The organism is Alphaproteobacteria bacterium (assembly GCA_033344895.1).
In the GTDB taxonomy this organism is placed as follows: domain Bacteria; phylum Pseudomonadota; class Alphaproteobacteria; order UBA8366; family Aestuariispiraceae; genus Pacificispira.
Map to the genome: position 1 here is coordinate 4,533,881 of JAWPMN010000001.1, position 13,903 is coordinate 4,547,783.

A 13,903-nucleotide genomic window follows, 5' to 3' on the forward strand; every position below is an offset into this window, starting at 1 on the left:
CCCGATCCTCATGTGATCACCTTTCCGCGGAAGATGCCGGTCGGTCGCACAAGCAGCACAATGACCAGAATGATGAAGGAGACCGCGAACTTGTACTCGGTCGACAGTATCTGCATCAGGCCGTCCGGCTCCCAGCCGCCCGGGCCGAGATAGGCGAGCGCCTTCTTGTAAGCGTAGGTCACCATCACCTCAGAAAAGGCAACGATATAGCCGCCGACAATGGCACCGATGGGCTGCCCGATCCCGCCAACGATGGCTGCCGCGAACATCGGCAGAATGAGTTGGAAATAGGTGAAGGGCTTGAAGCTCTTGTCCAGCCCGTAGAGCGTCCCTGCGATTGTCGCCAGAACAGCCGCGAGGATCCACGTCACGGCAACGATACGATCCGGATTGATGCCCGACAGAAGCGCCAGGTCCTCGTTATCCGAATAGGCCCGCATCGCCTTGCCGGTCCGGGTCTTCTGCAGGAACCAGAACAGGGCCGCGACCACGACGATCGCCACGACCACCGTCACCCCCTGACTGAATTTTATGGTAACGCCTTCGGCAAGGCCGGTGATTTCCTTGAATTCCCGCGCGTTGATGAGAAAGCGCTCCCCATCCGCGAAACGCTGATCGTCCGGCCCGATGATGAACCGCGTCACCCCGTTCAGGACGTACATCACACCGACGGAGGCAACGACGAGGATCACCGGCGCCGCCCGGCGCTTGCGATAGAACCGAAATACGCTTCGGTCGATCAGCAGGGTCGCGGCGATCGCAACGACGATACCGATCGGCAGGGCCAGCAATGCGGTAGGCAGTGGATCGATCCCGATGCCCTGCGCCTGGAGCCAATAGGTCACGAGGACGACCACCATCGTCCCGAAGGCCATCAGGTCGCCATGGGCGAAGTTGGCAAACCGTAGAATGCCGAAGACCAGCGTGATGCCCAGCGCGCCGAGCGCCAGTTGAGACCCATAGGACAGCGCCGGCACGAATACGAAATTCGACATCAGCGCCAAAGCGTTCAGGAGCTCGAATGTCTCGGACATGGATCAGCCCCCCAGGAATGATTGCCGCACTTCGGCATCGGCCAGCAGGGCCTCGCCGGTGTCGGTGAAGCGGTTCTCGCCGGAAACCAGGACGTAGCCGATATCCGCAATCTCCAATGCCTGCCGCGCATTCTGTTCGACGATCAGGACCGCGATGCCGGTCTTCTTGATGGCGATCACACGGTCGAACAGTTCGTCCATGACGATTGGCGACACGCCGGCAGTTGGCTCATCGAGCATGAGGACGCTCGGTTGCGTCATCAGGGCGCGACCGACAGCGACCTGCTGGCGCTGACCACCGGACAGTTCCCCCGCAAACTGCTTGCGCTTTTCCTTCAGGATGGGGAACAGGTCAAACACCTCCTCCATCGTGCCGGAGAAATCGTCACGACGCAGGTAGGCGCCCATTTCCAGGTTTTCCTCGACGGTCATCCCGGCGAAAACGTTGTTGGTCTGCGGGACGAACGCCATTTCGCAGGCCACCCGATCCTGCGGGCTGAGCGCCGTAATATCCCGACCGCCAAGCGTCACATTCCCTTCGCGCAGATCGAGCATGCCGAACAGTGCCTTCATGGCGGTCGACTTTCCGGCGCCATTGGGGCCGACGACAACCGCGATCTGTCCCTTGTCGACCGCAACTGTGCAGCCGTTGAGAATGTCCGCGCCGCCATAGCCCCCGCGCATATCCTTGCCGATCAGGTGGCTCATGCGTCCGCCTCCGCCTTCTCCGAGGAGCGCTCCTCCGCCCGATCGCGTCCGGTGCCGAGATAGGCCTCGATCACGGCGTCGTTCGCCTTGATTTCTTCCGCTGTGCCGCTGGCCAACAGCCGCCCCTCGGCCATGACGACCACCGGATTGCACAAGCGGCTGATGAAATCCATGTCGTGCTCGATCATGCAGAAGGTATAGCCGCGGTCGGCATTGAGACGCAGGATCGCGTCGCCGATCTCGTTCAGCAGTGTTCGGTTTACCCCGGCGCCGACTTCGTCCAGCAGCACGACTTTCGCATCCACCATCATGGTGCGGCCGAGTTCCAGCAGTTTCTTCTGCCCGCCGGAAAGATTGCCCGCCAGTTCGTCGGCAATATGCGACAGGTTCAGAAAATCGATGACATCATCAGCGCGGTCGCGAATTTCCGCCTCCTGCTGCCGAACAACGCTGGGTCGGAACCACGCATTCCAAAGCGTTTCTCCGGCCTGATCCGGCGGGACCATCATCAGGTTCTCCCGCACGGTCAGATGGGAGAATTCATGCGCAATCTGGAAGGTTCGCAACAGGCCATGTGCAAACAGATCGTGCGGCGGCAACCCCGTCACATCCTCGCCATCCAGAAATATCTTTCCGGATGTCGGGGGAAATCGGCCCGCGATCAGATTGAAATAGGTGGTCTTTCCCGCCCCGTTCGGTCCGACAAGACCGGTAATGCTGCCTTGTTCTATGGTAAGGCTGACGCCATCGACTGCGGTCAAACCGCCGAAGCGCTTTACGACATTTTCTGTTCTGATCATCCGGCCCCAACCCTAGGTCTGGTGTTTCTCGGATCCGCGTTTCGATCCGGCCACCATGTCCCTGCCCGCCAATGTTAGGGCAACATGCCGAGTCCCACCGGATTCTTCAATCCGAACTTTCCCTGGAAACCGCAAAATCAGTGGATTTTCCGCGCCTCGCACGGAGGGAACCTGATTTTCCCTTGGTCTGATTTCAGCCAAAAAAGAAAGGGGCGGCCGAAGCCGCCCCTTCCCGAACCCATTGGGTTTCCGCGATTAGAACGTAACGCGGGTACCCAGGATAACGACGGTCGCGTCGTTGGAGTTCGCAGCCACGCCGGAGCCCGACTCGTTCTCCAGGTCGAACCAGTAACCGTTCAGGTGAGCCGACAGGCCTTCCGCGATGTTGTAGTTCACACCAGCGTGCAGGATCGACACTTCGTCGTCCCGGCCGTTGCCGTCCGTGTCGTTCTCCGAGTTCTGGTACATCACAGAGACTGCACCCGGACCGAAGTTGTACGACGCACCGACGTTCCAGCCGTCACCCGCGTCACAGTTCACAACCGTCTTCACGCAGTTCGAGTCGCCGTTGTCCAGGAACGCACCCGCGATCTGGAAGCCAGCGAAACCAACCGTACCGCCGACCATGTAGCCACGGACGTCTTCGTTGTCGGTACCGTTCACGCCAGACTGGTCGTCGGCAATGCCGTACGAACCGTCAACACCCAGCGTCACGTCACCGAACGAACCCGACCAACCGGCAGCGAATTCGAACGCATTCGCATTACCGTCGTTGTTCGTGCCCTGCGCCTGCAGGAACGTCGAGTTCGGCGAGTACGAAACACCGGCGCTGAAACCACCGAAGTTCGGCGTGATGTAGCCGATCTTGTTCGCGTCCGACGTCATGCCGGCATGCGACGCGTAGTAGTGCAGACCCGTGGCCATGCCCAGGAAGTTCACGTGACGCAGCGCGTTGTTGCCGTCCGTACCCCAGGTACCAACCTGAACCGTGTGGCCCGACGTACCGGCAACCAGATCGGACACGCCGTCTTCGCCACCGATGAACAGACGACCGAAACCGCCCGTGAAGTCGATCCACGCTTCGTCAAACGTACCAGCGTTGCCACCGGCGCCGCCGTTGGCCCAGCGCCACTGGATGTTCGCACGGTAGTTCAGGCCGTTGTCAGCCGAACCGCGCGCGTCCCAAACCAGCTCGGACTGCTGCTCGTTCGCCGTCACGTTGAAACCGGTACCGGCATCAGCCTGGTCGCCGCCAAACGCAACCATTTCATAAGCCAGAGCACCCGAGAACGTCATCACCGGGGCTTCAGCCGCCGCAGTGCCAGCCGTCAGCAGGGACGCACCGGCCAGCGCCGACGTGGTCAACAGAACTTTCTTCATTTCATACCTCCAAATCAGACCAGGCTAGTCGCCCGTTTGGTTATTGCTCCGAAGTCTTCTACGCGCGAAGTTTTCGCCGGGCAACAGGGCGCGCCACGCCGAAATCAAAATCGAAGTATCAAGTGACAAATGCGCAACATTCTGTTGCGTGGAACCGAATATGTCTGCCCCGATACTACGGAAACAGAACAGGATCCGGCCCGACGGCAAGGTCGACAGCCGCACCGGATGCATCATGTCCCTTCAGGCTTGCCGTGCTTCCCGTAGCCGAGACCGTCCCTGTTCCGGACACGGCCTTGCCATTCGAACAGCGGAACTGGAACTGAAGCCCCCCGGAGCCATCAACCAGCACCGCCTCGCCCGTGCAGAAGGTGTCGGTTTCTACTCGCTGAAAGGTGAACTCAATCCTTCCGACCCGCATCTCGTAGGACATCTCCGTCGTCCAGGCGTTTTCACCGTCCCAGGTCAAAGTCAATGGACGCGTTCCCGAATAGGCCGGCATCTTCTCGCCTACATCAGTCAGTTGAACCAGCCTTGCCTTTGACAGCTCATCTTTGTGCATCGGCCACATCGTTTGCCCGTTGAGTTCCACAACGCGGCAGCCAATGTATCTCGGGCCACTGCTTGCGCCGACACAGAACTGCTGAGCGACTCGCAAGGCGTCTGCCGGTGAGGCATGTCCATAGGAAACACCCCAATGCGCAATCCTGCCATTGGTTCCGGGTGCCATTGCAACCAATGCCTTATGCCCAGGCGCCTTTCGGTAACGCCAATAGGCCGCCTCTTTTGATAGTGTGGTTCGGATCCGGGCGGCAATCCTGTTCTGGGATGACGCTGTGGTCTCGCTGCCGGCCGGGCGCCAGTTTCCGGGGTTTTGCCAAACAATTTCCTTGCGTATCGCAAACAGCTTGCAGGCACGGCCATATCGGGCCGTGCATTTTGCTATCGTCGTCGCCACCACGCGATTGTGGTCGCAGCCCACTTCGATACATCGATAGTAGTATACGCCTCTGCCGTCGGCCGTTACTGCGAACACCAGCGGATCGTTCGCCAGATAGTAATCGAAGGCCTGCGCTGCCTGTCGTGACAGTTTGATCGGCCCGTTGCCGGTGGACTTCGACAAAGTCTGACAGCCAACCAGCATCACGCAGACAAGCAAAACAACACTGATTTTCACACGATCCCCCGTATCGCTAGACATCCCCCGGGCACCCGATGCAGCAACGCGTGCCCCTGCCGCTACGGCATAACGGTAGGATATGGCGCATTCGAGCGCACCCTAAAATTGAACTTTTTGGATTTTTTAGTTCAGCACCTTAGGCTTTGCCGGCGCAGACTTGGCTGCGTCCTGAACCGGACCAAGATGGGCCCCAAGGGCCCATTGCGCTTTCTCTGCAGTCTGGCGCAGCATGTGAACCACGGCGTGCAGTTCCTTCTCGCCCAGGTTCAAGCGCACCCCATCGGTCGTGGTTCCGGTAAATGTCAGACGAACACCACCATTGTCGAGCGCGGCGACGTTCAGCTTCTTTACCAGCAGCGGGCCGTCAGCAGGATAGGGTTCCAGACCGTCATCGTCATAGGGGGTTTGGAAATTTGCCTGACTGACGGCTGCATCGCGCCGGAAGTCGGCAACGGCCTGCCGCTGTTCCGTCGGCTGCGCCTGAGTTCCCGTCAGATGGTCGAAGATCTTGCCGATCGACGCCAGGAACTGAAGCACCATGCGGCGTGTCAGCCACATCCGCGCGTCCTTGTCGGTCAGCCGCGCCCGCATCAGGATGCGATCCTCGTCGGGCTGATAGTTGCAGGAAATCTGGACCTTGTTTGCCATATCGATTGAAAACTAGCCCAGCTTTCGGGTGCCGCAAACCGTCTTTTCAACGGGGACGTCGCCGGACGCGTGTGTTCCCGAGGGAAAGGCCGACCATGAACAGTCGGTCGGACGGGCGGCAGCCTGCTGAACTGCCAACAGCTACTTGCCCAGTTCCTCGGTCTCGTCCGCGTCGTCAGCCTCGAGTGTATAAACGGAAGGAGACGATTTCGGAACCGGTGCGAACTGGCCTCGGGTCGCCTGTTCAGCGACACGGTGAATGCCGATCCGGTAAAGGGCGAAGAGCGCCAGCGCCGCAAAGGTTGCGGCGATCATGACGAACAGGCTGCCCGAACCGGCCCGTTCCATCACCGGGCCGATGACAATGGGTCCGACCGCGGCACCAACACCATAGAGCAGCAGGAGGCCGCTCGACACCTCGACCATTTCCTCGTGCGGGGCGAAGTCATTGGCATGCGCAATACAAAGGGCGTAGATCGGGATCATCACGCCGCCATGGGCGAGCGCCAGGGCCAGCGCCATCCATGCCTGATCCGGCTCCCAGAAGGCGAGCGCCAGGCCCGTCGCGATGGACCCGGCGGCACAGCCGGCGACGACAATGCGTCGATCAATCCGGTCCGACAGCCATCCCAGCGGCCATTGCAGGATGGTGCCCCCCGCCATGAACGCCCCCATGAAGAAGGCGATCTCCTGCACCGGCAATCCCTTGTCTTGCGCAAACACCGGGCCGAAGGTCCAGAAGGCGCCATCCGCCAGACCGACCAGCAAGCATCCGACGAATCCGGTCGGCGACAGGCGATAGAGCCTCGCGATCCGCAGCTTTGCCGAGGGAATCGGATCGGGCTCATTCACCGGAGTCAGCGACACTGGAACAAGTGATATCGCAATCAGGATCGCGACCAGCGAAAACAGGGCCAGACCGGCGGCATCGTAGACCACAACCATCTGTTGGCCGCCGATCGTGGCCAGGTTCCCGACGATGATGTAGACGGACAGGACCATACCGCGAATCCGGTTGGTCGCCTGTTCGTTCAACCAGCTTTCGATCACCATGTAGACTACGGCCAGACAGATGCCGCTGATGAACCGCAGCGCCATCCAAAGCCAGGGATCGACCGCCAGAGGAAAGACCAGCGCAAGAGCCGCGACCAGGGCCGCGAAGCCCGCAAAGGCGCGTGTATGGCCGACGGCCTTCACCACGCCGGGCCCGACCGCGCAACCGATTACGAAACCAACGAAATAGGCCGACCCCATCAGACCAATCGCGGTTTCGCCGAACCCTTCCAACTGCGCACGGATCGGCAGGACGGTCACCATCAGACCGTATCCCAGGAAGACGATGCCGGCCCCCAGAAGAATCGTCGCGATCGATCGTGTTCGTGCCTGCATGTCTCCTGCCTCCCGGCTCGCCGACCCGCGGACACTCCGCCGGCGCGGTCCGGAGACTAGGCGACGGTATCCGGTTTGGCGAGCCGGACCATCATGCCCGATCGACCAGAGCGATTTTCACAATGCGCCAATCCGGGTCGTCCGGCGTCTTCGGAAAGGCAAGTTTCCCGGAGAATTTCTGATAGCAGAGCAACCTGGTGACACGCCGACCATTGCCATAGGGCATGGCAATGCGAATCGCAGGCCTGACCATTTCATCACCTGGCGCCCGGAAGTCATGGTGGGAATACAGCGGCAACCCCGCCTCAAGGCAATGCCGCAATTGTGCGACGATAAGCTGACCGTAAGCATCATCACCCACGACGGCCTCAGGGGGCAGTCCCTTGGGATTGCGGTCGATGCGGGCCTTCACGTCCTCGCCGACCAGTCGGAACTTAAGCCCAAATTTCGGATCGACATCGTACAGAATGACCGATCCTGCCAGCGCAGGCACGGCAAAGGGATCGATCTCACGCGTCAAGGGCACTCCCATGCCGTCGATGCGCTGCGCATGCCAAAGCGCGAGCCGGCACCGCAATTCATCGTCCGCAACGTCACTGGCCGAAATACGGGGAAGCGGCCCCAGATCGGTCATGTCTGCCTTTCCTGATACAGGTCGCACTGGACAACGCCGCCTCGACCCGTAACAAGCTCCTTGAACTGATATTGCATGCCGATCCTGAACATGAGGGCCCCGATAGTGATTTCCATCCAACGTGCACGTCAAGGCGACGAAAGACGACTCCTGCCGCTTTACCTCGATTTCTATCGGGAAGACGGGATCGAAGTTCCCGAAGAGCACGTCGCCCGCAATCTGGCGACGATGTTATCCGAAGACCGCGCAGCAGTCTGGATCGCGGAGAACAATGGCAAGCCTGTCGGGATGAGCTCCGCAACAGTCACCTTCGGAGTCGAATTCGGCTGGTCCTGCGAACTGGAGGACCTCTATGTCTCCCCGGATTACCGGGGACAGGGCCTCTCGCGCCTGCTCCTGGACAGCGCGGTCCGCTGGGCAAGGTCGCGTGATGCCAGCCAGGTCATTCTGGTCATTACACCCGAAGCGGAGGCCGATCAGGGATTGACCGACTATTACCGAAAGTGCGGCTTTGCCGATTCCAGGCGCATCACGATGTATATGGAAACCTGATCACTCGACGGTCACCGCCTTCGCCAGATTGCGGGGCTGGTCGACATCGGTGCCCTTCCAGACTGCGGTGTGATAGGCCAGCAGCTGGACCGGAATGGTGTAGAGGATTGGCGCCACGAAGGGATCCACCTTGGGCAGTTCGATGCTGGCGAACGGTTTGGCCATGCGGCTCATCTTCTCGATCCCCGCGGCGTCGGACAGGAAGATTACCCGTCCGCCCCGGCTGACCATTTCCTGAACATTGGACGCCGTCTTCTCGAACAGCGGGCCGGACGGCGCGATCATTACGACCGGCACGTCTTCCTCGATCAGCGCGATGGGGCCGTGCTTCATCTCTCCGGCGGCATATCCTTCGGCGTGGATATAGGAAATTTCCTTCAGCTTCAGCGCGCCTTCCATGGCAATCGGATAGGCCGATCCGCGCCCCATAAAGAAGACGTCGCGCGCCTCCGCAACCGTCTGAGCGATCTGACGGATGTAGTCGTCATGGTTCAGAACCTCGGCAGCCCTTCCCGGCACTTCGGCCAGCGCCGACGCCAGTTCCGCCTCCCGCTGCCGGGTCAGATGTCCGCGCGCCTTGGCCGCCGCAATGGCAAGGCACGCCAGAACAGTGAGCTGGGTCGTAAACGCCTTGGTCGACGCGACGCCGATTTCCGGACCCGCCTTGGTCTGGATTACCGCATCCGAGGATCTGGCAATCGTCGATTCCGGCACATTGATGATGGACAGGATGCTCTGACCCTGCTGCCGGGCGTAACGCAGCGCCTCCAGCGTATCCATGGTCTCGCCCGACTGACTGATGAACAGCGCCAGTCCATCCTTCGGCAACGGCGTTTCCCGATAGCGCAACTCGGAGCCGATATCGACTTCGGTCGGCAGCCGCGCCACGCTTTCCAACCAGTATTTCGCCACCATGCCGGCATAAGAAGCGGTGCCACAGGCGCCAATCGTGACCTTCGGCACCGACGTTAGGTCGAAGGGCAGATCCGGCAGCGTAATGGTCTGGGTCGCCGGATTGAGCACGGTGTGAAGCGTGTCGCCGATCACGGCGGGCTGTTCATGGATTTCCTTCTGCATGAAGTGGCGATAATTGCCTTTGCCGATCATCGCCCCGGACACAGCTGTCTCGACGACGCGACGTTCGACCGGATTGCTCTGAGTATCGAAAACCTCCGCCTTGTCGCGGGAAATGACCGCCCAGTCGCCTTCTTCCAGGTAGCAGATCCGCCGGGTCAGCGGCGCCAGCGCCAGTGCATCCGATCCGAAATACATTTCTCCATCGCCGTAGCCGATGGCCAGCGGACTCCCGCGGCGCGCGCCGATCATCAGATCGTGGTGGCCGGCGAAGACCATGACGAATCCGAACGCCCCTTCCAGCATGGGAAGGGTTTTCGCGACCGCTTCCTGCGGGCTCAGGCCCTGGGCCAGGAAATCCGACACCAGATGGGCCACGACCTCCGTGTCGGTCTCACTGTCATAACTGACGCCCTTGCCCGACAACCCGTCGCGCAGTTCCTGATAGTTCTCGATAATGCCGTTATGGACGATGGCGACGCGTTCCGTCGCATGCGGGTGGGCATTTGCCTCCGACGGCACGCCATGTGTGGCCCATCGGGTATGACCGATACCGGTGGTCCCGGCCAGCGGCTCCGATGCCAGGACCGCCGCAAGGTTGTCCAGTTTGCCTTCGGCGCGACGCCTGCCAATCCGCCCGTTCACCAGCGTCGCAATACCCGCGGAATCATAACCACGGTATTCAAGACGCCGCAGGCCGTCGACCAGAAGCGGCGCTGCGTCCGCCTTACCCAGAATGCCGATAATACCGCACATGAAAATTTCCCGATCTTGCTTGAGGGCAGCGCCCTTAACTGTTCTTCAACGCGTCCTTGCGGGCCTTCAGACGCTGACGCATCCGGGCCGCCATGCCGACATGTTCCTTCTGGTCGCCACGCGCCAGCGCCAGCGAATCATCCGAGACGGGCTTCGTGATCGTCGACCCGGCCCCCACCGTGGCTCTCTGACCTATGGTCACAGGGGCGACAAGAGCGGAGTTGGAGCCAATGAAGGCCTCCTCGCCGATCACGGTGCGATGCTTCAGATAGCCGTCGTAATTGCAGGTGATCGTGCCGGCCCCTATATTCGCGCGCGCACCGACCTGCGCATCCCCGATATAACTGAGATGGTTCGCCTTGGCGCCTGTCCCCAGCGTCGCATTCTTCACCTCGACGAAGTTTCCGACCCGGGCACCCTCGCCGATTTCCGCCCCCGGGCGCAGCCGGGCATAGGGTCCGATCACCGCGCCACTGGAAACGCGGCATCCTTCCAGATGGCTGAACGCCTTGATTTCGACATTGTCGGAAATGTGAACCGCGGGGCCAAAGACCACGTTCTGCCCGATCACCACATCCTGTCCGACAATTGTGTCCCAGGAAAAATAGACCGTGGCCGGGTCCAGCAGCGTCGCGCCCCCGTCCATTGCCGCATTGCGGGCACGGCCCTGCCACTGAGCCTCCGCGTCGGCCAATTCGGTGCGGGAATTGATGCCCAACAGTTCCGATTCATCGGCGACGATCACCCGGCATTCCATGCCGTCGGCGCGCGCCAGGGCGACGATATCCGTCAGATAATATTCACCCTTCGCATTATCGTTGCCGATCCGATCAATCAGGTCGAACAGCCGCGCGGCGTCGATCGCCATGACGCCGGAGTTGCAAAGGCCTATGGCGCGTGTTGCCTCGTCGGCGTCCCGAAACTCGACAATGGCCTCCAGCGCGCCGGCATTGTTGGTTACCAGGCGACCGTATTCCGCCGGATCTTCAGGTTCGAATCCCAGGACGACAATTCCGGCCCCCGCGCGCCGCGCATCGATCATGGCCGACAGGGTTTCCGGTGCGATAAAGGGGGTGTCGCCGAACAGGACGAAGACGGTTCCGTTTTCGAAACCCTGCAATGACGGTCTGGCCGCCTTGACCGCATCGGCCGTGCCGAGCCGGTCCGATTGGACGGCGGTCGGGATCGGCGCAACCGCTGCGGTGACACTGTCCATTTCTGGCCCGACCACAACGACCTGCAGCGCTGGTGCCAGCGGCTCCAACGCCGCGATGATATGGCCGATCAGCGGCATGCCACCGACCTTGTGCAGGACCTTGGGAAGCGCGGATTTCATGCGCGTTCCTTTTCCGGCGGCGAGAATGACGGCGGCAATCGGATGGTCGGACATCAGGAATAACCAGCAGAGACTTTCTATCGGGACGGAGACGCGGTTTTCAGCGCCAATGGGCCGGGAAACTGCCATACGCCGGACATCCGGCCAAGTCACATCGTGTTTCGGCCCGTTACGGGTTATTTCGATTTGTGACAGCATGCCGAAATCGGCGATTTGGTGCGCGCACTTAATCACTTCTTAATCATACTTGCTTACCACATTGGGCAGAGCATGCCTGTGGGCATGACGGGGAAACGGGAAACGCTCAAATGAAGAACCTATCCATCGGCGCAAAGCTGACTTTGATCAGTGTCGCCTGCACCGCCATTCTGTTGATTGTCGCAATCTGGCTCCAGACCAGCCTTGCTGCGAATTCGGTCTCCACACTCTCGAACGAGAAGGCCGAGGCGATTGCCGAAAAGCACGCTGAACAGGTCTCTCGCCTGCTGAATGAAGGCATGACCCTGGCATCCAGCCTGTCTTCCGTGTTCGAAGGGCTGAAAGAAGCCGGTGCCGTGGATCGTGACGCGTTGAACAACGTTCTGCGAAAGACGATGGAGGACAACTCGGCCCTGGCGGGCGCCTGGGCGGGCTTCATTCCGAACGCTCTCGACGGCCGGGATGAAGAGTTCAAGGGCAAGGAACCGTTCACCGACGAAACCGGACGCTACTCCACCTACTTCTACAATTTCGGCAAGGGCATTCAGCCCTATCACCTGACGGCATATCAGGGCAGCGGACCGGAAAACGCCTATTTCCAGGTCCCGCTTGAAACCGGCAAGCCCTATGTCACGGATGCCGTCGGGTACGATATCGAGGGGCAATGGGTCGTGCTGGTGTCCTTCTGTGTGCCGATCCTTCACGAGGGCAAGGTCGTCGGCGTTGCCGGCGTCGACATCAGCCTGAACGATCTGTCGGAAGCCTTCGCGGCAGAGAACCCATTCGGTGACGGACGCCTGCAGTTGCTGTCGTATCAGGGATCCTGGGTCGCCCATGAAGATGACGAAATCCGCGGGAAGCCGATCAGCGAAACCTCTCCGGAACTCGCGGGCGCCCTGAAAGCCGTGCAGGCCGGCGACCGACTGGTCGAGGAAGTTAACGATGAGCGACTGATCTTTGAACCGGCGAAGATCACCGGCACGACCACCCCCTGGTCGGTCGTTGTGCGAATCCCCGATGCCACCGTGCAGAAGCCGGTTCATGACCTGATGATTATTTCCTGGATCGGCGGTCTCTGCGTTGTTGGCGTGGTCGCCCTTGTCCTGTTCCTGGTCGCCAGTCGCATCATCAAGGCACCGCTGCGCACGACCGCGGCCTCCATCGCGCGGCTGGAAGCGGGCGATCTGGACAGTGCAGTCCCGGGCCAGGATCGCGGGGACGAAATCGGCAGGATCAACACCGCTCTGGATTCCTTCCGGGAATCCGCAATCCGCATGCGGGCCCTGGAACAGGAACGGCTGGAGGATCAGCAGCGACAGTCCCAGGAACGGGCGGTCGCCCGCCGGCAGTTTGCCGAGGATTTCGAAGCGGCCGTCGGAGAGATCATTCGCAGCGTCAACCGCAGCTGCGACGCCTTCCGTCAGGCCGCCCAGGATGTCCGCAACTCCGCGTCGACGAATCAGGAGAAGTCCTCCATCGTTGGCGACGCGGCGAACCAGGCCTCGGAAAACGTGAACACGGTCGCCGCCAGCGCGGAGGAGCTGTCGAGTTCCATCCGTGAGATCGCCAGCCAAGTCACCCGCGCCACGTCGGTGGCCGACGGCGCCGTATCGGAGGCGGATCGGGTGAACACTCTGGTCGGCAATCTGGCGCGCGCAGCGGACCGAATTGGCGAGGTTCTGTCCCTGATCAACGATATTGCCGAACAGACCAACCTGCTGGCCCTCAATGCGACGATTGAGGCAGCGCGCGCGGGAGAGGCCGGGAAAGGCTTTGCCGTCGTTGCGAACGAGGTCAAATCCCTGGCCAACCAGACGTCCAAGGCGACAGGCGAGATCGCGCAGCAGATCGAGGCGGTTCAGGGTGAGACCCGGACAACGGTCGACGCCATCAAGTCGATCTCCCAGACGATCGCCGATATCCACTCGACCGCGGCATCGATCGCCGCGGCCATCGAGGAGCAGGAGGCGGCAACACGCGAAATCTCCTCCGCCGTCGGCCAGGCGGCAGCCGGCACGTCGACGGTTTCCGATCAGGTTGGAGAAATGCGGGACCTGGCGGTACAGAACGGCGAGCGCGCCAAGACCGTGGAGGATATCAGCCAGGAACTGTCCGACCGGGCTCAGGAACTGGACCGCCAGGTCAATGCCTTCCTGGATCGAATCCGCAGCCAGTCGGTTTGATCCCGAGGTCGAACCAGGACGATTCAAAAGC

General features: G+C 61.0%; 11 protein-coding genes and 1 pseudogene. 2 read left to right on the forward strand and 10 right to left on the reverse strand.

All coding sequences use genetic code 11. The features are described 5' to 3' along the window. Positions 1–8: 8 nt before the first annotated feature. From R8L07_21435 to R8L07_21470, 8 genes and pseudogenes are all read right to left on the reverse strand, one after another. Complete coding sequence (locus R8L07_21435; protein MDW3208107.1) at positions 9–1,034, reverse strand: branched-chain amino acid ABC transporter permease; 1,026 nt, start codon at positions 1,032–1,034, stop codon at positions 9–11. A gap of 3 nt (positions 1,035–1,037) precedes the next feature. Beyond that, positions 1,038–1,829 (reverse strand): annotated as a pseudogene (locus tag R8L07_21440) (ABC transporter ATP-binding protein). Further along, positions 1,739–2,542, reverse strand: a complete 804-nt coding sequence (locus R8L07_21445) for an ABC transporter ATP-binding protein (protein MDW3208108.1) — start codon at positions 2,540–2,542, stop codon at positions 1,739–1,741. Before R8L07_21445 ends, R8L07_21440 begins: the two are co-directional and overlap by 91 nt. 255 nt (positions 2,543–2,797) lie before the next feature. After that, complete coding sequence (locus tag R8L07_21450; GenBank protein MDW3208109.1) at positions 2,798–3,922, reverse strand: porin; 1,125 nt, start codon at positions 3,920–3,922, stop codon at positions 2,798–2,800. Positions 3,923–4,097: 175 nt separating this feature from the next. Beyond that, the gene (locus tag R8L07_21455; GenBank protein ID MDW3208110.1) at positions 4,098–5,123 is read right to left on the reverse strand and encodes a hypothetical protein; all 1,026 of its coding nucleotides are present in this window, start codon (positions 5,121–5,123) and stop codon (positions 4,098–4,100) included. Between the two features lie 102 nt (positions 5,124–5,225). Beyond that, positions 5,226–5,750: a hypothetical protein gene (locus R8L07_21460; GenBank protein MDW3208111.1), complete on the reverse strand. Its 525-nt coding sequence runs from the start codon at positions 5,748–5,750 to the stop codon at positions 5,226–5,228. A gap of 141 nt (positions 5,751–5,891) precedes the next feature. Further along, positions 5,892–7,139: an MFS transporter gene (locus tag R8L07_21465; protein MDW3208112.1), complete on the reverse strand. Its 1,248-nt coding sequence runs from the start codon at positions 7,137–7,139 to the stop codon at positions 5,892–5,894. Between the two features lie 91 nt (positions 7,140–7,230). Next, positions 7,231–7,773: a hypothetical protein gene (locus tag R8L07_21470; GenBank protein MDW3208113.1), complete on the reverse strand. Its 543-nt coding sequence runs from the start codon at positions 7,771–7,773 to the stop codon at positions 7,231–7,233. 105 nt (positions 7,774–7,878) lie between these two features. On the opposite strand from R8L07_21470, the gene R8L07_21475 reads away from it, so the two are divergent. Further along, positions 7,879–8,325: a GNAT family N-acetyltransferase gene (locus R8L07_21475; protein MDW3208114.1), complete on the forward strand. Its 447-nt coding sequence runs from the start codon at positions 7,879–7,881 to the stop codon at positions 8,323–8,325. Here R8L07_21475 and glmS read toward each other — a convergent pair whose 3' ends face one another. Further along, positions 8,326–10,155 (reverse strand): glutamine--fructose-6-phosphate transaminase (isomerizing), encoded by a 1,830-nt coding sequence (gene glmS / locus R8L07_21480; GenBank protein ID MDW3208115.1) that lies wholly within the window; start codon positions 10,153–10,155, stop codon positions 8,326–8,328. Positions 10,156–10,189: 34 nt separating this feature from the next. Then, positions 10,190–11,545, reverse strand: a complete 1,356-nt coding sequence (glmU, locus tag R8L07_21485) for a bifunctional UDP-N-acetylglucosamine diphosphorylase/glucosamine-1-phosphate N-acetyltransferase GlmU (protein ID MDW3208116.1) — start codon at positions 11,543–11,545, stop codon at positions 10,190–10,192. 254 nt (positions 11,546–11,799) lie between these two features. On the opposite strand from glmU, the gene R8L07_21490 reads away from it, so the two are divergent. Continuing rightward, complete coding sequence (locus tag R8L07_21490) at positions 11,800–13,872, forward strand: methyl-accepting chemotaxis protein (GenBank protein ID MDW3208117.1); 2,073 nt, start codon at positions 11,800–11,802, stop codon at positions 13,870–13,872. Positions 13,873–13,903 lie beyond the last annotated feature (31 nt).

Excerpts from the sequence above, each read along its gene's own strand:
- R8L07_21450 (MDW3208109.1), bottom strand. The coding sequence starts at position 3,922 with ATGAAGAAAGTTCTGTTGACCACGTCGGCGCTGGCCGGTGCGTCCCTG.
- R8L07_21465 (MDW3208112.1), bottom strand. The coding sequence starts at position 7,139 with ATGCAGGCACGAACACGATCGATCGCGACGATTCTTCTGGGGGCCGGC.
- glmU (MDW3208116.1), bottom strand. The coding sequence starts at position 11,545 with ATGTCCGACCATCCGATTGCCGCCGTCATTCTCGCCGCCGGAAAAGGA.
- R8L07_21470 (MDW3208113.1), bottom strand. The coding sequence starts at position 7,773 with ATGACCGATCTGGGGCCGCTTCCCCGTATTTCGGCCAGTGACGTTGCG.
- R8L07_21490 (MDW3208117.1), top strand. The coding sequence starts at position 11,800 with ATGAAGAACCTATCCATCGGCGCAAAGCTGACTTTGATCAGTGTCGCC.
- R8L07_21455 (MDW3208110.1), bottom strand. The coding sequence starts at position 5,123 with ATGTCTAGCGATACGGGGGATCGTGTGAAAATCAGTGTTGTTTTGCTT.
- R8L07_21435 (MDW3208107.1), bottom strand. The coding sequence starts at position 1,034 with ATGTCCGAGACATTCGAGCTCCTGAACGCTTTGGCGCTGATGTCGAAT.
- R8L07_21445 (MDW3208108.1), bottom strand. The coding sequence starts at position 2,542 with ATGATCAGAACAGAAAATGTCGTAAAGCGCTTCGGCGGTTTGACCGCA.
- R8L07_21460 (MDW3208111.1), bottom strand. The coding sequence starts at position 5,750 with ATGGCAAACAAGGTCCAGATTTCCTGCAACTATCAGCCCGACGAGGAT.
- glmS (MDW3208115.1), bottom strand. The coding sequence starts at position 10,155 with ATGTGCGGTATTATCGGCATTCTGGGTAAGGCGGACGCAGCGCCGCTT.